Annotated in this window: 23 protein-coding genes and 1 riboswitch; of the genes, 4 read left to right on the top strand and 19 right to left on the bottom strand. The window is 71.2% G+C overall.

Features of this window, described 5'->3' with window-relative positions:
* Window positions 1–51: 51 nt before the first annotated feature.
* From IE97_RS0129475 to IE97_RS0129430, 10 genes are all read right to left on the bottom strand, one after another.
* On the bottom strand, window positions 52–1128 hold the full coding sequence (locus IE97_RS0129475) for a hemolysin family protein (RefSeq protein ID WP_030247071.1): 1077 nt from the start codon (window positions 1126–1128) through the stop codon (window positions 52–54).
* Window positions 1125–2456 (bottom strand): hemolysin family protein, encoded by a 1332-nt coding sequence (locus IE97_RS0129470; protein WP_030247068.1) that lies wholly within the window; start codon window positions 2454–2456, stop codon window positions 1125–1127. Before IE97_RS0129470 ends, IE97_RS0129475 begins: the two co-directional genes overlap by 4 nt.
* 244 nt (window positions 2457–2700) lie before the next feature.
* Window positions 2701–3150: a PH domain-containing protein gene (locus IE97_RS0129465; protein WP_030247065.1), complete on the bottom strand. Its 450-nt coding sequence runs from the start codon at window positions 3148–3150 to the stop codon at window positions 2701–2703.
* A gap of 13 nt (window positions 3151–3163) precedes the next feature.
* Window positions 3164–4012 carry an ATP phosphoribosyltransferase gene (gene hisG, locus IE97_RS0129460; RefSeq protein ID WP_030247062.1) on the bottom strand — a complete coding sequence of 283 codons (849 nt, stop codon included), beginning with the start codon at window positions 4010–4012 and terminating at the stop codon, window positions 3164–3166.
* A gap of 46 nt (window positions 4013–4058) precedes the next feature.
* Window positions 4059–4331, bottom strand: a complete 273-nt coding sequence (locus IE97_RS0129455) for a phosphoribosyl-ATP diphosphatase (protein WP_030247060.1) — start codon at window positions 4329–4331, stop codon at window positions 4059–4061.
* A 34-nt stretch (window positions 4332–4365) separates the two neighbouring features.
* On the bottom strand, window positions 4366–4851 hold the full coding sequence (gene ribH, locus IE97_RS0129450; RefSeq protein ID WP_030247057.1) for a 6,7-dimethyl-8-ribityllumazine synthase: 486 nt from the start codon (window positions 4849–4851) through the stop codon (window positions 4366–4368).
* A gap of 19 nt (window positions 4852–4870) precedes the next feature.
* Entirely contained in the window at window positions 4871–6241 is a 1371-nt protein-coding gene (locus IE97_RS0129445; RefSeq protein WP_324605858.1) for a bifunctional 3,4-dihydroxy-2-butanone-4-phosphate synthase/GTP cyclohydrolase II, read from the bottom strand.
* Entirely contained in the window at window positions 6238–6879 is a 642-nt protein-coding gene (locus IE97_RS0129440; protein ID WP_030247054.1) for a nicotinamide mononucleotide transporter family protein, read from the bottom strand. The genes IE97_RS0129445 and IE97_RS0129440 overlap by 4 nt, the downstream gene beginning before the upstream one ends.
* Window positions 6876–7484, bottom strand: a complete 609-nt coding sequence (locus tag IE97_RS0129435; protein WP_030247053.1) for a riboflavin synthase — start codon at window positions 7482–7484, stop codon at window positions 6876–6878. The genes IE97_RS0129440 and IE97_RS0129435 overlap by 4 nt, the downstream gene beginning before the upstream one ends.
* Before the next feature lie 144 nt (window positions 7485–7628).
* Window positions 7629–7759, bottom strand: a riboswitch (FMN riboswitch).
* A gap of 217 nt (window positions 7760–7976) precedes the next feature.
* Window positions 7977–9224: an ROK family transcriptional regulator gene (locus tag IE97_RS0129430; RefSeq protein WP_030247052.1), complete on the bottom strand. Its 1248-nt coding sequence runs from the start codon at window positions 9222–9224 to the stop codon at window positions 7977–7979.
* A gap of 135 nt (window positions 9225–9359) precedes the next feature.
* On the opposite strand from IE97_RS0129430, the gene IE97_RS0129425 reads away from it, so the two are divergent.
* The 3 genes from IE97_RS0129425 to IE97_RS0129415 all read left to right on the top strand — a co-directional run bounded on the left by IE97_RS0129425 (window position 9360) and on the right by IE97_RS0129415 (window position 12921).
* On the top strand, window positions 9360–10565 hold the full coding sequence (locus IE97_RS0129425) for an MFS transporter (RefSeq protein WP_030247048.1): 1206 nt from the start codon (window positions 9360–9362) through the stop codon (window positions 10563–10565).
* Between the two features lie 102 nt (window positions 10566–10667).
* Window positions 10668–12047 carry a uracil-xanthine permease family protein gene (locus IE97_RS0129420; RefSeq protein WP_030247047.1) on the top strand — a complete coding sequence of 460 codons (1380 nt, stop codon included), beginning with the start codon at window positions 10668–10670 and terminating at the stop codon, window positions 12045–12047.
* 148 nt (window positions 12048–12195) lie between these two features.
* Window positions 12196–12921 carry a DUF5995 family protein gene (locus tag IE97_RS0129415; protein WP_030247044.1) on the top strand — a complete coding sequence of 242 codons (726 nt, stop codon included), beginning with the start codon at window positions 12196–12198 and terminating at the stop codon, window positions 12919–12921.
* Here IE97_RS0129415 and IE97_RS0129410 read toward each other — a convergent pair.
* Both IE97_RS0129410 and IE97_RS0129405 read right to left on the bottom strand, forming a co-directional pair.
* The gene (locus tag IE97_RS0129410) at window positions 12918–14630 is read right to left on the bottom strand and encodes a flavin monoamine oxidase family protein (protein WP_030247042.1); all 1713 of its coding nucleotides are present in this window, start codon (window positions 14628–14630) and stop codon (window positions 12918–12920) included. The two genes, IE97_RS0129415 and IE97_RS0129410, sit on opposite strands and share 4 nt — an antisense overlap.
* 53 nt (window positions 14631–14683) lie before the next feature.
* Entirely contained in the window at window positions 14684–15472 is a 789-nt protein-coding gene (locus tag IE97_RS0129405; protein WP_030247040.1) for a carbon-nitrogen hydrolase family protein, read from the bottom strand.
* A gap of 299 nt (window positions 15473–15771) precedes the next feature.
* Here IE97_RS0129405 and IE97_RS0129400 point away from each other — a divergent pair, with 299 nt between their 5' ends.
* Complete coding sequence (locus IE97_RS0129400) at window positions 15772–16347, top strand: hypothetical protein (RefSeq protein WP_030247037.1); 576 nt, start codon at window positions 15772–15774, stop codon at window positions 16345–16347.
* On the opposite strand, the gene IE97_RS0129395 is transcribed toward IE97_RS0129400, so the two are convergent.
* The 7 genes from IE97_RS0129395 to rpe all read right to left on the bottom strand — a co-directional run bounded on the left by IE97_RS0129395 (window position 16316) and on the right by rpe (window position 23647).
* Window positions 16316–17512, bottom strand: a complete 1197-nt coding sequence (locus tag IE97_RS0129395; protein WP_030247035.1) for an MFS transporter — start codon at window positions 17510–17512, stop codon at window positions 16316–16318. The genes IE97_RS0129400 and IE97_RS0129395 overlap by 32 nt on opposite strands.
* Before the next feature lie 136 nt (window positions 17513–17648).
* Window positions 17649–18101, bottom strand: coding sequence for an Lrp/AsnC family transcriptional regulator (locus IE97_RS0129390; RefSeq protein WP_030247033.1), 453 nt, complete (start codon window positions 18099–18101; stop codon window positions 17649–17651).
* 10 nt (window positions 18102–18111) lie between these two features.
* On the bottom strand, window positions 18112–19581 hold the full coding sequence (locus IE97_RS0129385) for an amino acid permease (protein ID WP_030247031.1): 1470 nt from the start codon (window positions 19579–19581) through the stop codon (window positions 18112–18114).
* A 328-nt stretch (window positions 19582–19909) separates the two neighbouring features.
* Window positions 19910–21352: a GuaB1 family IMP dehydrogenase-related protein gene (locus IE97_RS0129380; RefSeq protein WP_030247030.1), complete on the bottom strand. Its 1443-nt coding sequence runs from the start codon at window positions 21350–21352 to the stop codon at window positions 19910–19912.
* Between the two features lie 108 nt (window positions 21353–21460).
* Complete coding sequence (locus tag IE97_RS0129375; protein ID WP_030247028.1) at window positions 21461–21814, bottom strand: barstar family protein; 354 nt, start codon at window positions 21812–21814, stop codon at window positions 21461–21463.
* A 24-nt stretch (window positions 21815–21838) separates the two neighbouring features.
* Complete coding sequence (locus IE97_RS0129370) at window positions 21839–22882, bottom strand: sugar-binding transcriptional regulator (protein WP_030247026.1); 1044 nt, start codon at window positions 22880–22882, stop codon at window positions 21839–21841.
* Window positions 22883–22960: 78 nt separating this feature from the next.
* A complete protein-coding gene (gene rpe / locus IE97_RS0129365) occupies window positions 22961–23647 on the bottom strand; it encodes a ribulose-phosphate 3-epimerase (protein WP_030247024.1) in 687 nt (228 codons plus the stop codon).
* Window position 23648: the final 1 nt, after the last annotated feature.

Here is a 23648-nt window from a genome sequence, read left to right as displayed (position 1 = left end):
CGCCCACCCGTGCCACCCCAGGCGGCACGACTGCCCGCAGGCTGGGTGAGACTACGTCGCCAGCACCTCTTCACCGGACCTGGGCTCGGTCAGCCGTACCTCGCGCACCTCCCGGTGAGCCGGATCCCGCACCTCCCCCACCAGCAGCTCCAGCACGTCCTCCAGCGCGACAAGCCCGAGTACCTTCCCGGACCCGTCGGCCACCTGGGCCAGATGCGTAGCCGCCCGCCGCATCACGGTCAGCGCGTCGTCCAACGGCAGCTCGGACCTGAGCGTCGTCATGGGCCGCCACAGCTGCTGCGGTACGGCCCGGTCCGAGTGCTCCAGGTCGAGGACGTCCTTGACGTGCAGGTAGCCCATGAACACGCCGTTGTCCGCGGCGACCGGGAAGCGGGAGTACCCGGTGCGGGCGGTGAGCTCGACGATGCGGCCGGGGGTGACCGACGGGCTGACCGTGACCAGTGACTCTCGTTTCAGAAGGACGTCCGTCACCGGGCGGGAGCCCAGCTCCAGGGCGTCCTCCAGGCGTTCGGCCTCCTCGGGGTCGAGCAGGCCCGCCTGGCCGGCGTCCTCCACCAGCCGGTTGAGCTGCTCGCTGGTGAAAACGGCCTCCACCTCGTCCTTCGGCTCGACGTGGAAGAGCCGCAGTATGCCCTGCGAGACCGCGCCGAGGGTGGCGGTGATCGGCTTGCAGAAGCGAGCGAACCAGACCAGGCCGGGGCTGAGCCACAGCGCGGCCTTCTCGGGGGCCGCCATCGCCAGGTTCTTCGGGACCATCTCACCGATGACGAGGTGGAAGAAGACCACCGCGGCGAGGGCGATGACGTAGGTGAGCGGGTGGATCATGCCGTGCGGCAGGTGGATCCACTCGAACACCGGCTCCAGCAGGTGCGCGACGGTCGGTTCGGCGACCGCGCCGAGGGTGAGGGAGCAGATCGTGATGCCGAACTGGGCCGCCGCCATCATCTGCGGCAGTCGCTCGAGGCCGTAGAGCACCTGCCGGGCCCGGGCGGTGCCGAGCGGTTCGATCTGACTGCGCCGTACGGAGACGAGCGCGAACTCGGCGCCGACGAAGAAGCCGTTGGCCAGCACCAGGAGCGCGGCGAAGGTCAGCTGGAGCGTGCTCATCGGGCGACCTCCATCACGGCGACCGGGGCGGTCCTGACGAGCCGCACCCGCTCCGCGCGGTAGTGGCCGACCTGGCGCACCGACAGCCGCCAGCCGGGCAGCTCCGCCTTGTCACCGACGGCCGGGATCCGGCCCAGCAGGTCGGCGATGAGGCCCGCGACGGTCTCGTACGGCCCCTCGGGCACCTCCAGGCCTATCCGCTGGAGGATGTCGACACGGCAGCTGCCGTCGGCGTCCCAGGCGGGCCTGCCGTCCTCCGGCGGGGCGGCCGCCAGCTCGGGCAGGTCGTGTCCGTCGTGCTCGTCGCGGACCTCGCCGACGATCTCCTCGACGATGTCCTCCAGCGTGACCACACCGGCGGTGCCGCCGTACTCGTCGACGACGACCGCGATGGGCTGCTCGCTGCGCAGGCGGGCCAGCAGCGGCCGTACGGGCAGGGTCTCGGGGACGAGCAGCGCCGGGCGGGCGATGCGGCCGACGGGGGTGCGCAGCCGGTCCCGTACGGGCACGGCCAGGGCGTCCTTGAGGTGGACCATGCCGACGACCTCGTCGATCTTGTCCCGGTAGACGGGGAAGCGGGACAGGCCGGTGGCGCGGGTCAGGTTGACGACGTCCTCGGCGGTGGCGGACGACTGCAGGGCACTGACCTTCACCCGCGGCGTCATCACATGCTGCGCGGTGAGCTCGCCGAGCGACAGGGTGCGGACGAAGAGGTCGGCCGTGTCCTGCTCCAGGGCGCCGGCCCGGGCCGAGTGACGGGCCAGGGAGACGAGTTCGCCGGGGGTGCGGGCGGAGGCCAGTTCCTCGGTGGGCTCGATGCCCAGGGCGCGTACGAGCCGGTTCGCGACGGCGTTGAGGCCGGCGATGACCGGGCGGAACAGCCGGGCGAAGACATGCTGCGGGCCCGCGACGAAGCGCGCGACCTGCAGCGGCCTGGACACCGCCCAGTTCTTGGGGAGGAGCTCGCCGATCACCATCTGCACGGCGGAGGCCAGCAGCATGCCGACGACGACCGTGACACCGGAGACGGCTCCCTCGGGTACGCCGATCGAGGTGAACGGGCCGTGCAGCAGCTCAGCGAGCGCCGGTTCGGCGAGCATGCCGACGACGAGGGAGGTGATGGTGATGCCGAGCTGGGTGCCGGAGAGCTGGAAGGACAGTTCCCTGAGGGACTCGACGACGCGGTGAGCGCGCCGGTCGCCCTCGGCTGCGGCCTTCTCGGCGTCCGCCCGCTCGACCGTCACGAGGCCGAACTCGGCGGCCACGAAGAAACCGTTGGCCAGAATCAGCAGGAACGCGGCTGCCAGGAGCAGCAGGGGGATGGTCATGTTGCCGCCGCCTCCGCACGGTCGCGGACACGGTCCGCGCTATGTCGGCAGGGGGCGGCGCAGGTACTGCAGGACGATCCGTCCATCGCCGGAGAGGGTCACTCCTCGGTTAGCAGGAGCCCCTGGCACACCGGGCGGGGCGACAGGGGCGGAGGCGCATCCGTTCACGCCTCCGCCAACAGATTAATCAAGACATGGCCCGATGCGGCAGGGTGACCACCCCCAGGATCTCCCCGAGCGGCCCTCAGGGCCGCTCGGGGTCCGGCACGGAGCGGGCCTCGGCGAGCGCCCGCAGGGCGCGGGCGTCGGCGATCGCGCGCTGTCTGGCGATGCCCGGCTGGATGCCGAGCGCGGGCAGGCTGGTGCCGTCGCTGAGGTTGAGGAAGACCCAGGGGTCACCCGGCCGGAGGGTCACCTGAAGGATCTCGGCCCACTCCAGCCGGCGCTTGTTCGTGAGATTGACGACAGTGACGCCGTCCTCGTCGGCGACGACCTTGGGCCGTGCCAGCAGGAGCAGCACCGCGTCCAGCAGGAGCGCCGTGAAGACGAAGCTGACGCGCTCACCGGGGCTGAGCTGCTTCAGCAGCATCGCGACGGCTGTGATCACCACGAAGATCGCGACGGCGGCGGTGAGCAGCACCGCGCGGGTGCTGCCCGGCCGGAAGGTGACGGGCAGGGTGGGCAGGTCGGACATCGTCGGTCGCCCCTCAGAGACGGCAGGCGTGGATGGCCGTGGTCAGGATGGCCCGGGCGCCGATGTCGTACAGGTCGTCCATGATCCGCTGCGCCTCCTTGGCCGGAACCATGGCGCGGACGGCGACCCAGCCCTCGTTGTGCAGCGGGGAGACGGTCGGCGATTCCAGACCGGGGGTGAGGGCGACGGCCTTCTCCAGCTGCTCGACGCGGCAGTCGTAGTCCATCATCACGTACGTCCGGGCGACCAGGACGCCCTGGAGGCGGCGCAGGAACTGCTGCACCTTGGGGTCGTCGGCGTCCGCGCCGGTGCGGCGGATGACGACGGCCTCGGACCGCATGATGGGCTCGCCGACGACCTCCAGGCCGGCGTTGCGCAGCGAGGTGCCGGTCTCGACGACATCGGCGATGACCTGGGCTACGCCGAGCTGGATGGCGGTCTCGACGGCGCCGTCGAGGTGGACGACGGAGGCGTCGATGCCGTGGTCGGCGAGGTGGCCCGCGACGATGCCCTCGTAGGAGGTGGCGACGGTCTTGCCCGCCAGGTCGGCGAGGCCGCTGATGGTGCCGGGCTTGCTCGCGTAGCGGAAGGTCGACCGGGCGAAGCCGAGGGCGAGGATCTCCTCGGCGTCGGCTCCGGAGTCGATGAGCAGGTCGCGGCCGGTGAGGCCGATGTCCAGCTGGCCGGAGGCGACGTAGATGGCGATGTCGCGGGGGCGCAGGTAGAAGAACTCGACCTCGTTGGTGGGGTCGACGATCCGCAGTTCCTTGGACTCCCGGCGCTGCTGGTAGCCGGCCTCATGCAGCATCTCCGCCGCAGGGCCTGACAGGGAACCCTTGTTGGGGACGGCGATGCGCAGCATGAGGTGGGCTTCCTTTGCGTGGTGTCTTACGGGAACGGGGTGCGGCTCAGAGGTGGGCGTAGACGTCGTCGAGGGAGATGCCGCGGGCGACCATCATCACCTGGACGTGGTACAGCAGCTGCGAGATCTCCTCGGCGGCCGCCTCCTTGCCCTCGTACTCGGCGGCCATCCAGACCTCGGCGGCCTCCTCGACGACCTTCTTGCCGATGGCGTGGACGCCCTTCTCGACCAGTTCCGCGGTGCGGGACGTGGCGGGGTCGCCGTGGGTGGCCTTGTGCTGGAGCTCGGTGAAGAGCTCCTCGAACGTCTTCTTGGACATGGTGACGCTCAGCCTATGCCACCGCCGGCTTTCGTCAGCGCCAGGGTTCGGATACTGAGCGGAGGGTGGCCGCGGTCGCCACCGCCGCCGTCACCGCCTCGTGCCCCTTGTCCTCGTTCGAGCCCTCCAGGCCGGCCCGGTCCAGGGCCTGCTCCTCGGTGTCGCAGGTGAGCACGCCGAAGCCGACGGGGACGCCGGTGTCGACGGAGACCTGGGTGAGGCCCTGGGTCACGCCCTGGCACACGTAGTCGAAGTGGGGGGTGCCGCCACGGATGACGACGCCGAGGGCGACGATCGCGTCGTAGCCGCGACCCGCGAGGACCTTGGCGACGACCGGGAGCTCCCAGCTGCCGGGGACCCTGAGCAGGGTCGGCTCGTCGATACCCAGGTCGTGCAGGGCGCGCAGGGCGCCGTCGACCAGACCGTCCATCACCTTCTCGTGCCACTGTGCCGCGATGACGGCGACCCGGAGGTCACCCACATTGCGTACGGACAGTTCCGGTGCACCCTTGCCGCTCACGTCTCTCCCTCGTGCTTTCTTACTGGTTGCCGCAGGCCGGCACGGTGGTCGTGTCCAGCCAGGGCAGGTCGTGGCCCATCCGGTCCCGCTTGGTGCGCAGGTAGCGGAGGTTGTGCTCGCCGGCGCTCACCGGCATCGGGACGCGCGCCTTGACGGTGATGCCGTGCCGGACGAGCGCGTCGGTCTTGTCGGGGTTGTTGGTCAGCAGGCGGACGCCGCGCACGCCGAGGTCGGCGAGGATCTGGGCCCCTGCCGCGTAGTCCCGGGCGTCGGCGGGCAGGCCGAGTTCGAGGTTGGCGTCGAGGGTGTCGCGTCCGCGCTCCTGGAGTTCGTAGGCGCGCAGCTTGGACATCAGGCCGATGCCGCGGCCCTCGTGTCCGCGCAGGTAGACCACCACGCCCCGGCCCTCGGCCTGGATGCGGGCGAGGGAGGCGTCCAGCTGGGGGCCGCAGTCGCAGCGGGCGGAGGAGAAGACGTCGCCGGTGAGGCATTCGGAGTGGACGCGGACCAGGACGTCGTCGCCGCCGCCCACCTCGCCGTGCACCAGGGCGACGTGCTCGACGCCGTCGACGGTGGAGCGGTAGCCGTACGCCGTGAAGGTGCCGTGGGCGGTGGGCAGTTGGGTCCTGGCCTCGCGGCGGACGGTGGGTTCGCTGCTGCGGCGGTAGGCGATCAGGTCCTCGATGGAGATGATCGTCAGGCCGTGCTTGCGGGCGAACGGGATCAGCTCGGGCAGGCGCAGCATCTGGCCGTCCTCGCCGGCGATCTCGACGATGGCGCCCGCCGGGCGCAGGCCCGCGAGGCGGGCGAGGTCGACGGCGGCCTCGGTGTGGCCGTTGCGGGTGAGGACGCCGCCGGGGCGGGCGCGCAGCGGGAAGACGTGGCCGGGGCGGACGAAGTCGCCGGGACCGGAGACACCGTCGGCGAGCAACTGGAGGGTGGTGGCGCGGTCGGAGGCGGAGATGCCGGTGCTCACGCCGTGCGCGGCGGAGGCGTCGACGGAGACCGTGAACGCGGTCTTCATCGACTCGGTGTTGTCCTCGACCATCTGCGGGAGGTTCAGCCGGTCCAGTTCGTCGCCCTCCATGGGGGCGCAGATCAGACCGCGGCACTCGCTCATCATGAAGGCGACGATCTCGGGGGTCGCCTTCTCCGCGGCGATGACGAGGTCGCCCTCGTTCTCCCGGTCCTCGTCGTCGACGACCACGACCGGCCGGCCGGCCGCGATGTCGGCGATGGCCTGCTCGACGGGGTCGAGCACGAAGTCCTCCACCTCTCCGGTGCCGTACAGAGCGGTTGCCGAGGGGGTGACGCGATGGGGGTCCCCCCAGGCCTTCTGCTCTGGGGGAGCCTCGTCGAGGGCGGTGGTGGGTGACGGGCGGGCACTCATGCCGGCGCTCCTTCCAGGGTGGGCTGGGCTGCCGCTCGCGAGCGCAGCCACCAGTCGCGCAGGCCCCACAGGACGAGCGCGCCGTAGATGACGTAGACGAAGCCGGAGAAGGCGTAGCCGTTGGCGAAGTTGAGGGGAACGCCGACGAGGTCGACGAGGAGCCAGGCGAACCAGAACTCGACCATGCCGCGGGCCTGGGCGTACATGGCGACGATGGTGCCGACGAAGATGTAGGCGTCCGGCCAGGGGTCCCAGGACAGCGTCGGGTACGCCTTGAAGAGCAGCGCCACCGCGACGGTGCCGGCGGCGGCCGCCGCGGTCATCACCGCGCGCTCACGCCAGGTGGCGAACCGCACGGCGATGTGGCCGTCGCCCCCCTCGTCCTTGCCGCGCTGCCACTGCCACCAGCCGTAGAGGGCCACGAGCATGACGACCGCCTGCTTGCCCGCGCTGCCGGTCAGATGTCCGAAGAAGGCGCCGAAGAGGATGAGGCCGGCCAGGAACTGCACGGGCCAGGTCCAGATGGAGCGCCGCCAGCCGAGGGCGAGGGCGGCCAGCCCGAAGAGGTTGCCGACCATGTCGGACCAGAGGATGTGCTGGCCGAAGAGGACGAACGCCTCAGAGTTCAGCGAGTTCACTCGGCCGCCCCCTGCGTGCGGTCGCCCAGCATCCGCTCGACGTACTTGGCGATGACGTCCACCTCGAGGTTGACCGGGTCGCCGGCCTGCTTGTGGCCGAGCGTGGTCAGGGCGAGGGTGGTGGGAATGAGACTCACGGTGAAGTAGTCGGGGCCGGCGTCGACGACCGTGAGGCTGATGCCGTCGACGGTGATGGAGCCCTTCTCGACCACGTACCGGGTGAGGTCCGCGGGGAGGGAGATCTTCACGATCTCCCAGTTCTCGGACGGCTTGCGCTCCAGGATCTCGCCGGTGCCGTCGACATGGCCCTGCACGATGTGCCCGCCGAGGCGTTCGCCGAGGGCCATGGGGCGTTCGAGGTTGACGCGGGAGCCGGCCTCGAGGACGCCGAGGCTGGAGCGGCCCAGCGTCTCGGCCATCACGTCGGCGGTGAACTCCTCGCCCTCGTGGTCGACGACGGTGAGGCAGACGCCGTTGACGGCGATGGAGTCGCCGTGCTTGGCACCCTGGGTGACGATGGGGCCGCGCAGGCGGAAGCGACAGGCGTCGTCGAGGGTCTCGACGGCGGTGACCTCGCCCAGCTCTTCGACGATTCCGGTGAACACTTCCCGGGTCCTCCTGCCTCTTCGGGCACGGACTCCGGGGCTGTCGATGACGACAGAGGATACGAGCGGGAACACCGGGGGCGGCGCCGGATGAGTTCCGCCCGAGGACGGACCACTTCGGCGGCGCGCACGAATGCCCGCTCGCCGCGCACTGCCTCCCATCCGGACTTTAACCGTCGGTCCAGGAATTTCACCTGGTCAACCGGCCGCTGGAGGCGACCGGGTCGCGGACTTTAACCGCCGGTTCGGACTTTCACCGACCCCGGAGTGCGCTGCTGCTGATACATGGCCAGTGTGCCACGCCTGATCGACGTTAAGAATGTGGGGTGCCTCACAGAACGTTGCTCCGCCTTTCCGCAGCGCGACAGGGCGGCGCAACTGCCGGGAGAGACGCACCTATTGACGCTCTGGTCTAGTCCTTTCTAGGGTCGACGCACGGCCGCCCAGACCGGCCCGGCGGCGGTGACGACGGCCCTTGCCCGCCGCCGGGCCCTACCACCCCTGTACGACCTGCTCCCCAGGGGTGAAGAGTTCCCGCTGGGCGCGGTCGCGGGCGGTGAGGAGTGCGCCGCGCAGGACCGCGCCGCCGCCCAGTGTGGTCGCCCGTACCTCGGTGGCCAGGGGTGTCATCCGGGCGATGCGGTCCTGCACCCGCCCCGCGAGCTCCTCGCCACCGGCCTGCCCCACCTCACCGCCGAGCACCACGCACCCGGGGTCCAGGATCGCGACGACCGAGGCGACACCGACGGCGACACGGTCGGCCAGCGCGTCGAGGAAGCGGGCGGCGGAGCCGGGCTCCGCGGAACGGGCCCTGCCGTCTTCCACCAGCCCGACTGCCGACCGCACCACACCAGCCGCCGCCCGGACCACCCCCACCAGCGACGGTTCCCCCTCCGCCACCACCGGAACACCCCACAACGCGGCCAGCTCCAGCACCGCGGCCGACGAGGCCAGCGAATGGAACCCGCCCTCGCAGTCCGTCGAGGACGGCAGCGCGGCCGCGCCCGGCACCGGCAGGAAGCCGATCTCGCCCGTGCCGCCCGAAGCTCCGCGCCGCAACGCACCGTCGAGGACCACCGCCGCGCCCGTGCCGTGGCCCAGCCACAGCAGGACGAAGGTGTCCCGGTCCCGGGCCGCCCCGTCGCGCTGCTCCGCCAGCGCCGCGAGGTTGGTCTCGTTCTCGACGCTGATCCGGGCCTCGGGCAGCCGCTCCTGGAGGGCGGCGACGAGGCGGCGGTGCCACTCGGGCAGCCCGGAGGAGTTACGGAGTTCGCCGTTCGCCGGGTCGATCAGGCCGGGGGCCCCGATCCCGACGGTGTGCAGGCGGTCGGCGCCGGCCTCCTTCACCACGCGCTCGACCAGTGCGACGGCCTGCTCCACGGCGGGCCCGGTTCCCGTGTCACCGCCGATCGGCATCGACGCCTCGGCCAGCACCCGGCCCACCAGGTCCGCGACGGTCACGGCGACGCCCTCGGTGCGCACGTCCAGCGCGGCGAGGTGCGCCCGGTCGGCGACGATGCCGTAGACCTTGGCGTTGGGGCCGCGCCGCTGCTCCCCCGCCTCGCCGACCACCGCGATCAGCCCGGCGGTGGTGAGGCGTTCGACCAGGTCGGCGACGGTCGGCCGGGAGAGACCGGTCAGCTGCTTCAACTGCCCTGCCGTCAGCGGGCCCTCCTGCTGGAGCAGACGCAGGGCGAGCCGGTCGTTGATGGCCCGGGCGGTGCTCGGGGATGCGGGCATGCCGGGATCCTTCCAGATCGGCGAGTCCGTCGGCCGTGGCCCGCCGGGAAACCCTCTTATTATCAGGCAGGGTTCCTGATAGTTTACGCCCGCTGCGGTGAGCGCGGCAGCGAAGACCTGGAGGGGGACCGCAGAATGGGCAACGTGCTCGACGAACTGCGCGAGGTGAAGCGGTCGCGGTACGCCGTGGCCGCCGTCTTCGCCGTGCACGGCGCGGTGACCGGCTCGTTCGCCACCCGTGTGCCGTGGATCCAGGACCACGCGGGCGTCAGCGCGGGGCAGTTGGGGATCGCCCTCGCCTTCCCCGCGCTGGGCGCGTCCGTCGCGATGCCGCTCGCGGGCAGTGTCAGCCACCGTTTCGGGGCCCGCAACGCACTGCGCGGACTGATCGCCCTGTGGACGATGTCCCTGGTCCTGCCGTCCCTCGCCCCGAACCTCCTGACGCTCTGCCTGGCCCTGTTCACGTACGGCGCGACGGCTGGCATGGCGGACGTGGCGATGAACGCCCTCGGTGTCGAGGTCGAGAACCGCCTCGACCGGTCGATCATGTCCGGACTGCACGGCATGTGGAGCGTCGGGGCCCTGGTCGGTTCGGCGGCCGGCACGCTCGCCGCGCACCTCGGCTCGGACGCCCGGCTGCACCACGTGCTGGCCGCCGTGGCCCTCACCCTCGTCGGCGTGCTGTCCTGCCAGTGGGTGCTCGACCTGCAGCCCGCCGCGGACGAGGAGCCGCCGCCGAGGTTCGCGCTGCCGCCCCGGTCGGCGCTGGTCATCGGCGCGATCGGGTTCTGCGCGGTGTTCGCCGAGGGCGCGAGCCTGGACTGGTCGGCGGTCTACCTGCGCGAGCAACTGGAGACCTCGGCCGGTCTCGCGGCGGCGTGCACGACGGGCTTCACCCTCACCATGGCGCTCGCCCGGATCGCCGGCGACCGGATCGTGGACCGCTTCGGCGCCGTGCGGACCGTGCGTGCGAGCGGGGTGCTCGCCGTCCTCGGCGGGCTGCTGATCGTCGTCGCGGAGCAGCCGGCGGCGGCGATGACCGGGTTCGCGCTGATGGGGCTTGGCATCGCCGTCGTCGTACCGCTGTGCTTCGCGGCGGCGGGGCGCAGCGGCTCCAACCCGAGCCTGGCCATCGCGGGTGTCGCGACCATCACGTACACCTCCGGCCTGATCGCGCCGAGCGCCATCGGCATGCTGGCCCAGGCGACCAGCCTGATGGTGTCGTTCTGCCTGGTGACGCTGCTGTCCGGCGGCCTGGTGGCGTTCGCGGCCGTGTTGCGTCCCGGCGACCGGGCGAAGATCAGCCGGCCGGACGCGGCCGTCCCCGACCCACGGCCCTGAGCGGATCCGGGGCCGGCCGGGCCCGCCCCGGTCATCGCCGCTCCGGGCGCACCCCGACAATGGTCCGGACACTCGCACGCACGACGAAAGCGATACCGCACCATGGATCTCGGCGTCCGCTGGAAACTGCACGGCGACGGACGCACCCCGGCGCCCGGCGCGGTGGTCCGCCCCGACGAGCGGCTGTCGTGGCCCCGCACGGCCGGGCTCGGTGCCCAGCACGTGGTGGCCATGTTCGGCGCGTCCTTCGTGGCCCCGGTCCTGATGGGTCTGGACCCCAATCTCGCGATCATGATGTCGGGCGTCGCGACCGTCGTGTTCCTGCTCGCCACGCGTGGCCGCGTCCCCAGCTACCTGGGCTGCTCGCTGTCGTTCGTCGGTGTGGCGGCGGTCATCCGCGCACAGGGCGGCAGCAGCGCCACCGTGACCGGCGCGGTCTTCGTCGTCGGTGCCGCACTGGTCCTGGTGGGGCTCGCCGTGCGGCGGTTCGGGGCGCGGATCATCCACGCCACGATGCCGCCCATCGTGACCGGCGCGGTGGTCATGCTGATCGGCTTCAACCTGGCCCCGGTGACGGCCTCGACGTACTGGCCGCAGGACCAGTGGACGGCGCTGCTGGTGATGCTGTTCACCGGTCTCGCCGTGGTGTGCCTGCGCGGTTTCTGGTCCCGGATCGCGATCTTCCTCGGGCTGGTCTTCGGGTACGGCATCTCCTGGATCTTCGACCTGGTCTTCGGCAGGATCCACTCGGTCGACGCGAGCGGCAAGCTCACCGACCACTGGCGGCTCGACCTCTCCGGCGTGGGCCAGGCCGACTGGATCGGGCTGCCGACCCTGCACGGCCCGTCGTTCGAGTGGTCGGCGATCCTGGTCGCCCTGCCGGTCGTCATCGCGCTGGTCGCGGAGAACGCCGGGCATGTGAAGGCGGTCGGCGAGATGACCGGCGACTCACTGGACGACAAGCTCGGCACGGCGATCGCGGCCGACGGCGTCGGCTCGATGCTGTCCACCGCGGTCGGCGGCCCGCCCAACACCACCTACTCCGAGAACATCGGCGTGATGGCCGCGACCCGCGTCTACTCGACGGCCGCCTACTGGGCCGCCGCCGGTTTCGCGCTCCTCTTCGGCGTCTGCCCCAAGTTCGGCGCGGTCGTCGCCGCGATCCCCGGCGGTGTGCTCGGCGGCATCACCGTCATCCTGTACGGCATGATCGGCCTGCTCGGCGCGCAGATCTGGATCAACGCCGGGGTGGATCTGCGCAATCCGCTGAACCTGGTCCCGGCGGCCGCGGGCATCATCATCGGCGTCGGCAACGTCTCCATGAAGTTCACGGACACGTTCTCGCTGAGCGGCATCGCCCTCGGCACCCTGGTCGTCATCACCGGCTACCACGCGCTGCGGGCCTTCGCACCGGCCCATCTGAAGACGCAGCACCCGCTGCTGGACGAGGGCACCTCCTCCTACGACGACGCCAAGTCGTAGGCGCCGTCCGCCGAGGCGCCGTTGCCCTTGCGGCTGGTGCCCGACACGGTACTGCTCCCCTCCCCTGCGGCGAGCCGTGTTCCCCCGTTTCGGGGAAGCGCCGGGCCCGCCGGCCCTCCGGCCGGCCCAAAGCTGCGACTCTGCCCGCATGCCGCGATGCGAACAAGTCCCCCCGGCCGTGGACACTCCGGTCGACGGAGTCATCTCCCGTATGCGCGCCCTCGACGCGACCCTGCACCCCCGGGACGGCGTGGCCGTCTTCAACCGCGTCTACCTCGCCGTGACGCAGGCGGTGGGCCGGTACGTCGGCACCGGGCGGTTCGCCGACCGGCACGCCGCGATCACGCTGGACGTCCGGTTCGCGGAGCGGTATCTGACCGTCGTCGAGGCGGGCTCGGACGAGCGGCGTCCCCCGGCCTGCTGGCGGCCGCTGTTCCAGTTCCGCCGTCACCCCGGGGTACGGCCGTTGCAGTTCGCGCTGGCGGGCATCAACGCGCACATCGGGCACGATCTCGCGCTGGCCGTCGTGGACACCTGCCGTACGCTCGGCTGCGCGCCCGCCGAACTGGAAGACGAGTTCGACACGGTGGGCGATCTCCTCGTCTCGCTGGAGGAACGCATCCGCGAAGATCTGATGCCGGGCCCCGACCTCCTCCAGATCGCCGACCCGCTCACCCATCTGCTCGGCTCGTGGAGTCTGGAGCGGGCCCGGGACGCGGCCTGGACGGCGGCCCGGGCCCTGTGGGCGCTGCGGGACTTCCCGGACGTCGCAGAGGAGTTCACCGAACGTCTGGACACGGCCGTGGGCTTCGCGGGGCGCATGCTGCTCACGCCCCTGCCCGAGCCGCTGCCCGGGCCCTGCCGGTTCTCCTAGTCCTCCGGCAGTTCGACCGGCGCGATGTCGTCGTAGACGTCGCCGGGGCCCGGGTTGGTCGGGTCGGTCGTGCCGCCGAGGTGGTGCATCACGCCCCAGACCGCGTTGAGGGCGGTCTGGACGGCGCCCTCGGCCCAGCCGGCCGTCCAGGAGATGTCGTCGCCGGCGAGGAAGATGCCGCGCTTGTCCTCGGGCAGCCGGTCCTGCATGAAGTGGGTGAACAGGCGCCGCTGGTAGCGGTAGTGACCGGGGAGGTTGGCCTTGAACGCGCCCATGAAGTAGGGCTCGTTCTCCCAGGAGACGGTCACCGGGTTGCCGATGATGTGCCCCCGGATGTCGACGTTCGGATAGATCTCGCCGAGCGACTTCAGCATCACCTCCATCCGCTCGTTCGCGGACAGCGGCAGCCACTTCAGGCTGTCGTCGCACCAGGTGTAGGAGAGGCAGATGACGGCGGGCTTGTCCGGGCCGTCGTCGAGGAGGTAGGTGCCGCGCGTCATGCGGTCGGTGAGCGTCATCGACATGACGTCCCGGCCGGTCGGGTTTCCCCTGTCGTCGACGGCCTTGTCCAGCCAGAACGGGCGGTCCACCGGCACGAAGAGCTTGGAGCTCTCCATGTAGTGGGTGCGCTCGATGGCCGTCCAGTGGTCGATCGGGAAGAGCGAGTCGTCGCAGTCGATCTTCGAGAGCAGCATCCAGGACTGGGCGGTGAAGATCGCCGCCCGGTAGGTGCGGATGTCGCCACGCGCGTCCGTCACCGTGATCCGGTTGCCCGCCGTGCGGTGCAGCCGCGTCACGGCCGGGCGGGGCTCGCCGCCCTCGTGCAGGGTCGCGAGCGAGGTGCCCTGGGCCCAGTGGACGATCTTCTGCGGCTCGCGCTCCCACAGGCGCAGCGGCAGTTGCTGGGAGCCGCCGACGATGCCGCGGTGGTGGTCGTCGGCCTCGGTGTAGACGACGCGGAGGATCTCCAGGATGGAGTTGGGGAAGTCGGTGTCCCAGCCGCCGGTGCCGAAGCCCACCTGGCCGAAGATCTCGCGGTGCCGGAAGGACTTGAACGCCTCGGAGTCGCACAGGAAGCCGTAGAAGGTCTGGTTGTCGAGCTTCTCGACGAGCCGGGACCAGATCTCGCGGATACGCGGCACGTCCCGCTCGCGCAGGGCGCGGTTCATGTCGGAGAAGTCGGCGCCCTCCTCCAGGCACCGGTTCCAGGCCTGGGCGACGTCCCGGTACACCTGGGGCAGGTCGTCGATCGTCTCGGCGTAGTGCGACTCGCCCTTGAGGTCGACGACGGTCGACGGCGTCGCCTCCGCCAGGGGGTTGGGGAAGGGCCGGGTCTCAAGGCCGACCAGGTCGATGTAGTGCTGGAGGGCGGTGGAGGACGGCGGGAAGCGCATCGCGCCCATCTCGGCGGTGAGGGACTCGTCGCAGCCGTCGAAGCCCACCGTCCGAAGGCGCCCGCCGATCTGGTCGGCCTCGTAGACGACCGGCTTGAGGCCCATCTTCATCAGCTCGTACGCGGCGACGATGCCCGACAGCCCGCCGCCGATGACCGCGACCTCCGTGCCGTGCTGCGTCGCGGGTATCTGACCGAGACCCGCCGGGTGGGCGAGGAAGTCGTCGTAGGCGTACGGGAAGTCCGGGCCGAACATGGTGATCGGCGGCTGCTGCGCGTCTGCGTGCTCGACGGCGTTGGGCACGGTGGACGTCATGGGGTACGGACTCCTTGTACGAAAGAACTGGGGGGAGAGAGATCAGGGGGTTGTCAGATCAGCGACCCGTACAGGCCGGGGCGCCGGTCCCGCAGATACGGGTTGGCCTCGCGCGACGCGGCGAGGAAGGCCGGGTCCACGTCGGCGAACACGAGCTCCTCGCCCCGCCCGGCGCGGGTACGGGCGACCCCGTCGGGCCCCGCGAGTGTGGAGAGGCCGACGAACTCGAACTCCCCTTCCTGCCCGACCCGGTTGACGTACGCGACGTACATCTGGTTCTCGAAGGCCCGCACCGGGATCATCGACTCGGCGACGAACTGGAACGGGTGCATCTGCGCCGTCGGGACGACCAGCAGGTCGGTGCCGGCGAGGGCGTGGGCGCGGACGTTCTCCGGGAACTCGACGTCGTAGCAGATCAGGACACCGACCCGGACGCCGTCGATCTGGGCCTGGACGACCGGCTGTTCACCCGGTGCGAAGTGGTCGCGCTCGAAGCAGCCGAAGAGGTGCGTCTTGCGGTAGTTGGCCAGGCGGGTGCCGTCGGCGGAGATCAGCTGGGCGGAGTTGAACACCGTCTCGCCGGCCCGCTCGGGGTAGCCGTAGGCGATCGCCAGTCCGTACCGCGTCGCGGTCTCGGCGATCGCGTCAGCGCCGTCGCCGTCGGCTGGCTCGGCGAGCCGGCCGATGTCGTCACCGATCGCGTACCCGGTCAGGAACATCTCCGGCGCGACCAGCAGCCCCGCGCCCGCGGCGGCGGCCCGGCCCGCGGCCTCGTCGAGGACCTTGAGGTTCTCGGCGGTGGAGCCGGGGCGGCCGGAGCTCTGGAGCAGGGCGGTGCGCATGCGTGTTCCTCACCGGGCGGAAGGGTGGTTGGAGGGGCCACGTAGACGGTACGGGCGGCTGACCAGGGGGGACAAGAAGGAGCCGTTGCGCGCCGGTGAACGGTTCGTTGCGTGCTCCGGGCGTCGGACGGCGATTCGTTGCGCGACCGGAGCCGTAGCGCGGCTCCTCCTCGAAGCCCCGGTCCGTCTCCTCTTCCCCGCCGCTCGGCGGAGGTGGGGTCCCGCCCTGAGCGCGATGTCCAGGCCGCACCGGGCCAGGAGAGTAGGGGCTGTCCACTCGACCTGCGGAAAGGACCGAAATGAAGCGCCGTACGAAGATCGTCGTGCTCGGCTCCGCACTGCTGCTCACCGCCGGGGTGACCTCGGCCGCGACCGCATCGGACGCGCCCCGGCAGCGGGAGGCGGCCACTACCGCGTCCGACGCGCCCCGGCAGCGGGAGGCCGCGTCTCTCACCGGTACCGCCAAGCTGTACCGCTCGGCCGGGGACGACATCACCTTCTCCTTCGACGCGCACCTGGCCGCGAAGGACAAGGCCGACCCGATGAAGGCCACCGGCACCTTCGAGTTCAGCCACTACCTGAACGGCGCCGGCGCCCGGGCCGAGGTCAAGGTCGACTGCCTGCTCACCGGCGGCAAGGTGGCCGTCGTCTCGGGTGTCATCACCGAATCCGACCTGCCGGGCGCCGAGGGCGAGCGGGTCGGCGTCACCGTCCACGACCTCGGCCGGCACGACCGGCTCGGCTACAGCTGGGCCTCGACGGGCCGTCCCGGCGAGGGAAACGAGCCGCCCCGGTGCGTGAGCTCCGCCCCCTTCGAGAAGGTCAGGAAGGGGACGGGCGACTTCACGGTCGTGCCGTGGCAGCCCGAGCTCTGACCAGCGCCAGGGCCGTCACGCCGTAGGGAACCGCCAGCACCGCGAAGACCGTGCTGTGCGCCAGGTCCGTGCCGAGCAGCGCGTACCCGCCGAACGTGGCGACGGTGGCCAGCTCGGTGCCCAGGCTCGCCACGGAGGTGAGCGTGGCCCGGCGGGACTCGCCGATACGGTGCTGGAGGCGGACGTCGGCGAGCACCTCGGCCAGCTGGAACCCGGCGAGGGCGAGGCTCACGAGGGCGACACCGGCCAGTGAGCGGGCCGCGGCGCCGACGGCCAGGGCGAGTGCGGCACCCGCGAGGAGTGCCGCGAGCCCTGTCGTGCCGAGGCGCTCGGCCGGTCCGGCCAGGAGGCTGCCGACGGTGACGCCGGCCCAGATCAGCATGATCAGGTAGGGCACCGTCGCCTCGGCGACACCGATGTCCCGGACCAGCAGGGGGGTGTACTCGTCGAGCGCGCCCCACACCGCGGCGACGGCCGGGACCAACAGCAGGGCGCCCCGCACCGAACGGTCCCCGCGAACCTCGGCGAGTCCGGTCCGCAGGGTCGTCGCCCAGCTGTCGCCGGCGGACTCCGGCCGCACCCGGTGCTCGGGGAACCGGGTCGCGGTGACGGCGGTCAGCACACAGGCCACGAAGCTGGCGGCACCGACGGCCGCGTAGCCGCCCTCGGCGAGAACGGGCCCCGCGAGGCCGGTGGCGGCCACGGTGCCCAGCAGCCGTGCGGCCCGGGCCCGGCCCATGACCCGCGCGTACCGGTCTGCGGCGCCGAGCCGGTCCAGCTCGTCGTAGACCAGCGCCTCCAGCGCGCCCGAGCCGAGCGCCCCGCCCGCACCCCACAGGACGAAGCCGACCGCGAAGGCCCCGTACGACGGGACGGCCACCCACAGCGCGAAGCCGGCGGCGGTGAGCAACGGGCCGATCCACAGCAGCCGGCGACGCGACACGGCGTCGGCCCAGGCGCCGGAGGGCACTTCCAGCACGACCGAGGTGATCGACCACAGGGCGAACAGGGAGGAGATCTGCCAGAGCGACATGCCGGCGTCGGCGAACAGCAGCGCGTACACCGGGTAGAGCAGGACGAAGTCGTCGAGGAACGCGTAGCCGTACAGCGTGGTGGTCAGCCGCCGGACGCCGGTGGCGGGCACGCGTGCAGGTGAGAGTGTCATGAGGCCTTCCCGCAGGGACGGATCGGATGCCGGGGGTACGGCGTCCGAGGCGGCCCTCGGGAGGCGCGGCTGGTGGATCAATGTCGCCAGGTCATGCCCCCGATGCTAGGGGCTGACCGGCGGATCGTCCCGTGGATTACGTGGGCGATCCCGACGAGAAGCGCCGCAACAGCGGCGACAGGACGAGCACGGACTTGGTCCGCTCGACGAACGGCTCCCCGGCGATCCGCTCCAGGACCCGTTCGAAGTGCCGCATGTCGGAGGCGAAGACCTGGGCGATCGCGTCCGCGTCCCCGGTGACGGTGGAGGCGGCCACGACCTCCTGGTAACGCTCCAGGCCGCGCTGGATGGTCTCCGGGGAGGTGTTGCCGCGGCAGTAGATCTCGACGAACCCCTCGGTCTGCCAGCCGAGGGCGCCCGGGTCCACCCGTACGGTGAAGCCGGTGATGGCTCCGGTGGCGCGCAGCCGGTCCACGCGCCGTTTCACGGCGGGCGCGGACAGCCCGACCAGTTGGCCGATGTCGGCGTAGGAGCGGCGGGCGTCCTCGGCGAGGGCGTGCACGATGCGTTCGTCGAGATCGTTCAGCACTGTGGGTCGATCACTTCTCGGATGGTGCGAGTCGGGAACGGCGATAGCCGTACCCGAAGTAGAACACGAGCCCGGCGGCCATCCAGACGCCGAAGACCACCCAGGTGATGGCCGGCAGGCTGCCCATCATCCACAGGCAGAAGCCGAAGCCCAGCGCCGGCATGACCGGGGAGAGCGGCACCCGGAAGGTGCGCGGCATGTCCGGCCGGGTCCAGCGCAGCACCACGACGGCCACGTTGACCAGCGCGAAGGCGAACAGGGTGCCGATGCTGGTGGCGTCGGCGAGCTGTCCGAGCGGGATCGCGGCGGCCAGGACACCGCAGAACAGCGAGACGATCAGGGTGTTGGCGCGGGGCGTGCCGGTCTTCGGGTGGACCCTGGCGAACACCTTGGGCACCAGTCCGTCGCGGGACATGGCGAAGAGGATGCGGGTCTGGCCGTACAGCACGGTCAGGACGACGCTCGCGATGGCGATGACGGCGCAGAACGCCAGCAGGGTGCCCCAGAAGGTCTGCCCGGTGACCTCGCGCATGATCTGGGCGAGGGCGGCCTCGGAGTCGGTGAAGTTCTTCCAGGGCTTGGCGCCGACCGCGACGGCCGCGACGAGCACGTACAGGGCGGTGACGATGACCAGCGACAGCATGATCGCGCGGGGCAGGTCGCGCTGGGCGTTCTTCGCCTCCTCACCGGCGGTGGAGGCGGCGTCGAAGCCGATGTAGGAGAAGAACAGGGTCGCACCCGCGGCGCTCACGCCGGCCATGCCGAGCGGCATGAAGTTCTCGTAGTTGCCGGAGCGGAAGCCCTGCACACCGATGGCGCAGAACATCACCAGCGCCCCGATCTTCACGATGACCATGACGGTGTTGGCGCGAGCGGACTCGCGGGCACCGCCCAGCAGGAACGCCATGGCGAGGAGGACGACGATCAGCGCGGGCAGGTTGAAGACACCGCCGTCACCGGGCGGAGCGGACAGGGCCGCCGGGATGGTGACGCCTATCGTCCCGTCGAGAAGTTCGTTGAGGTACTCGCCCCAGCCGACGGCGACGGCGGCGACCGAGACGCCGTACTCCAGGACCAGGCACCAGCCGCAGATCCAGGCGATCAGCTCGCCCATCGTTGCGTACGCATACGAGTACGAGGAGCCGGAGACCGGGATGGTGCCCGCGAGCTCGGCGTAGGACAGGGCCGAGAACAGGGCGGTGAGACCGGCGATGACGAAGGCGAGCGTGACGGCCGGGCCCGCCTTGGGCACGGCCTCGCCGAGGACGACGAAGATGCCGGTGCCGAGGGTGGCACCGATGCTGATCATGGTGAGCTGCCACAGCCCGAGGGAGCGCCGCAGCGACCCTCCTTCGCCCTGGCCGCCCTCTGCGACCAGGTGTTCCACGGGCTTACGACGCATGAGGCGCGCGCCGATGCCGGGGGAGGCGGATACGGCGGTCTGGCCTGGGTTCTGCGGGGGTGCGCCTTGGTCGAGCACGCGCTGGCTCCTTCATCGCTGCCGGTCAGGGCGGCAGGGAACGGCGGCGCCCTTGAGCAGGGACCCACCGAGCGGAGTCCCCGCCACGCCACGTACGAGGCGACAGCCTACGAGGATCGGCGTTGCTGGTGAAATGCAGCAACCTTGCGCATACCCGCAAGATCGTTGCGTTGCTCCGAACTCCGCGGGTTTTCGTTGCGGGATGCCTGTCGACCGTTGCGCGAGACGACGTCGGAGGGGCTTGACGATCACGCCGATGAGCCAGGAAAACGGCCCCCGCATTCCCGCGGAGCGGGTCGACGGGGGCCGTGCGACGGGATGCTGGGAGTCAGCTCCAGCTGGCGTGCAGCGGCTTGCCCTCCGCGTAGCCGGCGGCGCTCTGGATGCCGACGATGGCCTTCTCGGCGAACTCCTCCAGGGAGCCGGCACCGGCGTAGGTGCAGGAGGAGCGGACGCCCGCGATGATCGAGTCGATCAGGTCCTCGACGCCGGGGCGGTCCGGGTCGAGGAACATGCGGGAGGTGGAGATGCCCTCCTCGAACAGCGCCTTGCGGGCCCGGTCGTACGCCGACTCCTCCGAGGTGCGGTTGCGCACGGCACGGGCGGACGCCATGCCGAAGGACTCCTTGTAGGCACGCCCCTGCGCGTCGTGCTGGAGGTCGCCCGGGGACTCGTAGGTGCCCGCGAACCAGGAGCCCACCATCACGTTGGACGCGCCGGCCGCGAGGGCCATGGCCACGTCGCGGGGGTGGCGGACACCGCCGTCGGCCCACACGTGCTTGCCGTACTTCCTCGCCTCGGCGGCGCACTCCAGGACGGCGGAGAACTGCGGCCGGCCGACGCCGGTCATCATGCGCGTGGTGCACATGGCACCGGGCCCGACGCCGACCTTGACGATGTCCGCACCGGCCTCGATGAGGTCGCGCACACCGGCCGCGGCCACGACGTTGCCCGCGACGACCGGCACCTGCGGATCGAGGTCGCGCACCAGCTTCAGGGCGCTGATCATCGACTCCTGGTGGCCGTGCGCCGTGTCGATGACGAGCGCGTCGGCACCCGCGTCCAGCAGCTGCTTCGCCTTGCCCGCGACGTCGCCGTTGATGCCGACGGCGGCGGCGATGCGGAGCCGGCCCTGCGCGTCGGTGGCCGGCTGGTAGAGCGTGGCGCGCAGGGCGCCCTTGCGGGTGAGGATGCCGGCGAGGGTGCCGTCCTCGTTGACCGCCGGGGCGTAGCGGCGGTTGGCGTGGTCGAGGGTGTCGAAGGCCTCGCCCGGGTCCATGTCCGCGTCGATCAGCAGCAGGTCGCGGGACATGACCTCGGCGAGCTGGGTGAAGCGGTCCACGCCGGACAGGTCGGAGTCGGTGACGACGCCGACCGGCTTGTGGTCCTCGTCGACGACGACGCCCGCGTTGTGCGCGCGCTTGGGCAGCAGGGCCAGCGCGTCCGCGACGGTCTGGTGCGGGGAGAGGATGATCGGGGTGTCGAGGACCAGATGACGGCTCTTCACCCAGGAGATGACCTCGGTGACCACGTCGATCGGGATGTCCTGCGGTATGACGACGAGGCCACCGCGGCGGGCCACGGTCTCGGCCATGCGGCGCCCGGCGATGGCGGTCATGTTGGCGACGACGAGCGGGATGGTGGTGCCCGTGCCGTCCGGGGCGCTGAGGTCGACGCCCTGCCGCGAGCCGACCGCGGAGCGGCTCGGCACCATGAAGACGTCGTCGTACGTCAGGTCGTACCCGGGCTGGATGTCATTGAGGAAACGCACGTGCTGCACATCCCAGTCGATCAGAGGTGACCCCCGGACCGGCCGGCCAGGGGGAAAGAGCACGTACTTCATTCTCCCATGCCGGGCCCGCGAACAACCCCCAGCAGATCATCCAGGCTGGTCAGGGGCCTGCTTGGAGGATTCTCCAAGGCCGAGGGTGACGAAGAGGCCCGGGCCCCGGTCCGTCGCCTCGGCGAAGATCTCCTCGGCGACCTCCCACTCCTCGGGCCGCGTCGCGGCGTACTTCCGCCAGCCCACGACGACGACCAGCAGCCCCCGCTCCTGAGCGCCCTCGGGCCACAGGTCGGGGTCGGACAGGCTGTCGGCGAGGGCGTCCCAGTTGCGGCCGAACCACTCGGGCAGTGCCAGGTCACGGGCGCAGCGGTCCATGAGGCCCGCCTTGTCCGTGACCCCGTCGAGGTCCAGGACGACCACGATCCTGCCCGCCGGGTCGTCCGGCACCCCGTGCGACGTGCTCTCCACTCGTCAGGCTCCGTCCGGGTCGGCCCGGTTGAAGGCGGACTTCGGCGACGGGCCGGCCGTCATCAGGTAGTCCGCGGCCGAGGTGTCCGTCACCAGGCTGGTGACCAGCCCGGAGCGCAGCACCGCGTCGATCGCGGGCCCCTTGCGCTGCCCGCCCGCGATCGCGACGACCTCGGGGATCCGGCGCAGCTGGTCGGCCTTGACGGTGATGCACCGCTCGCCCAGATCCCGGCCGACCCGGCGGCCCTCGGCGTCGAAGAGGTGCGCGGACATCTCGGCGGCGACACCGAGGGAGGCGTAGTGCGCGCGCTCCTCCTCGGTGAGCATGTCGTGCACCGTGGAGATGCCCGGCTCCCAGGAGCCGATGGAGACACAGGCGACGGTGACCTTGTCGAAGTGCTCGAAGGCCCGGGCGATCCCCGTCTGGTTGCGTAGTGCCGAGGCCGTGGCCGCGTCGGGCAGCAGCATCGGCGCGTAGATGGGGTGGGCGTCGCCGCCGGACACCTGCGCGGCGCGGCGCACCGCCTCGACGGAGCCGCGCTCGGCGGTCCCGGCGTCGTACACGCCCGTCAGCTGCACCACCGTGCAGGGCGGCAGCCGGTCGAGCGCCGCCGCCATGTGGATGGTGGAGCGGCCCCAGGCCAGGCCCAGCACATCACCTTCGTTGACCAGTTCGCCGAGCAGATCGGCGGCCACTTCTCCCAGGTTCTCGGGGTCGGGCGTCTCCTCGGCCTCGGCCGGGGACTCGACCACGACGGCGTGCCTGAGGCCGTAGCGGGCGCGGAGCGCGTCCGAGCGCTCGGCGTCCAGCTCCGCAGGCACACGGATCTCGATACGTACGAGGTCCCGTTCGAGGGCGGTCTCCAGGACCCGGGCCACCTTGAAGCGGCTGACGCCGAACTCCTCAGCGATCTGGATCTTGGACTTGCCCTCGAGGTAGAAGCGGCGGGCCATGGCCGCCGCCTGCACCAGCTCAGCGGGTCCCATCCGCATGGCTGACCGGCCCGCCGACATACCCGACACGGCGATCTCCTCACTGCTGTTCACACTCTGGATTCGCCGTTCATCCTTGCAGATCCGGCGCGGATGATCAGCCCTGATGAGAGCCGTTCACTTTGCTGTGGCTCAGTGGTCGCAGGCCCAGGAGGCCTTGGCGGTCGTCGCCTCCGCCTGTGTGCGTAGTGCACGTACCGCCTCTGCCGGGTCGTTTGCCCCGTAGACCGCCGATCCGGCCACGAAGACGTCGGCTCCGGCGTCCGCGCACCGCTCGATGGTGGAAGCGGAAACTCCGCCGTCGACCTGGAGCCAGAGCTCCAGTCCGTGCTTGCTGATCAACTCGCGGGTGCGGCGAATCTTAGGAAGCATGATGTCGAGGAAGGCCTGTCCCCCGAAGCCCGGTTCAACCGTCATGATCAGCAGCATGTCGAGCTCGGGGAGCAGGTCCTCGTACGGCTCGATGGGAGTCGCGGGCTTCAGCGCCATGGAGGCGCGGGCGCCCTTGGCACGGATCTCCCGGGCGAGCCGGACCGGGGCGGCGGCGGCCTCGACATGGAAGGTGACGGAACCGGCCCCCGCCTCCACGTACTGGGGCGCCCACCGATCGGGGGCCTCGATCATCAGATGGCAGTCCAGCGGAGTGTCCGTCGCACGGGCCAGCGCCTCCACGACCGGCACACCGAGCGTGAGGTTCGGGACGAAATGGTTGTCCATGACGTCGACGTGGAGCCAGTCGGCTCCCTCCACGGCCCTCGCCTCGTCCGCGAGGCGGGCGAAGTCGGCGGACAGGATGCTGGGGTTGATCTGCACGGCCATG

This window comes from Streptomyces sp. NRRL S-455 (genome assembly GCF_000717875.1).
In the GTDB taxonomy this organism is placed as follows: Bacteria; Actinomycetota; Actinomycetes; order Streptomycetales; family Streptomycetaceae; genus Streptomyces.
This window is presented reverse-complemented; position numbering and strand designations above follow the sequence as displayed.

Bases quoted from the DNA above. Each gene is read 5' to 3' on its own strand.
- IE97_RS0129465 (WP_030247065.1), bottom strand. From the start codon at position 3,150: ATGTCCGACCTGCCCACCCTGCCCGTCACCTTCCGGCCGGGCAGCACC.
- IE97_RS0129470 (WP_030247068.1), bottom strand. From the start codon at position 2,456: ATGACCATCCCCCTGCTGCTCCTGGCAGCCGCGTTCCTGCTGATTCTG.
- IE97_RS0129395 (WP_030247035.1), bottom strand. From the start codon at position 17,512: ATGACACTCTCACCTGCACGCGTGCCCGCCACCGGCGTCCGGCGGCTG.
- IE97_RS0129410 (WP_030247042.1), bottom strand. From the start codon at position 14,630: ATGACGTCCACCGTGCCCAACGCCGTCGAGCACGCAGACGCGCAGCAG.
- IE97_RS0129420 (WP_030247047.1), top strand. From the start codon at position 10,668: ATGGATCTCGGCGTCCGCTGGAAACTGCACGGCGACGGACGCACCCCG.
- IE97_RS0129425 (WP_030247048.1), top strand. From the start codon at position 9,360: ATGGGCAACGTGCTCGACGAACTGCGCGAGGTGAAGCGGTCGCGGTAC.
- hisG (WP_030247062.1), bottom strand. From the start codon at position 4,012: ATGCTGCGCATCGCCGTCCCCAACAAGGGTTCCCTGTCAGGCCCTGCG.
- rpe (WP_030247024.1), bottom strand. From the start codon at position 23,647: ATGGCCGTGCAGATCAACCCCAGCATCCTGTCCGCCGACTTCGCCCGC.
- IE97_RS0129455 (WP_030247060.1), bottom strand. From the start codon at position 4,331: ATGTCCAAGAAGACGTTCGAGGAGCTCTTCACCGAGCTCCAGCACAAG.
- IE97_RS0129400 (WP_030247037.1), top strand. From the start codon at position 15,772: ATGAAGCGCCGTACGAAGATCGTCGTGCTCGGCTCCGCACTGCTGCTC.
- IE97_RS0129405 (WP_030247040.1), bottom strand. From the start codon at position 15,472: ATGCGCACCGCCCTGCTCCAGAGCTCCGGCCGCCCCGGCTCCACCGCC.
- IE97_RS0129445 (WP_324605858.1), bottom strand. From the start codon at position 6,241: ATGAGTGCCCGCCCGTCACCCACCACCGCCCTCGACGAGGCTCCCCCA.
- IE97_RS0129430 (WP_030247052.1), bottom strand. From the start codon at position 9,224: ATGCCCGCATCCCCGAGCACCGCCCGGGCCATCAACGACCGGCTCGCC.
- IE97_RS0129475 (WP_030247071.1), bottom strand. From the start codon at position 1,128: ATGAGCACGCTCCAGCTGACCTTCGCCGCGCTCCTGGTGCTGGCCAAC.
- IE97_RS0129415 (WP_030247044.1), top strand. From the start codon at position 12,196: ATGCCGCGATGCGAACAAGTCCCCCCGGCCGTGGACACTCCGGTCGAC.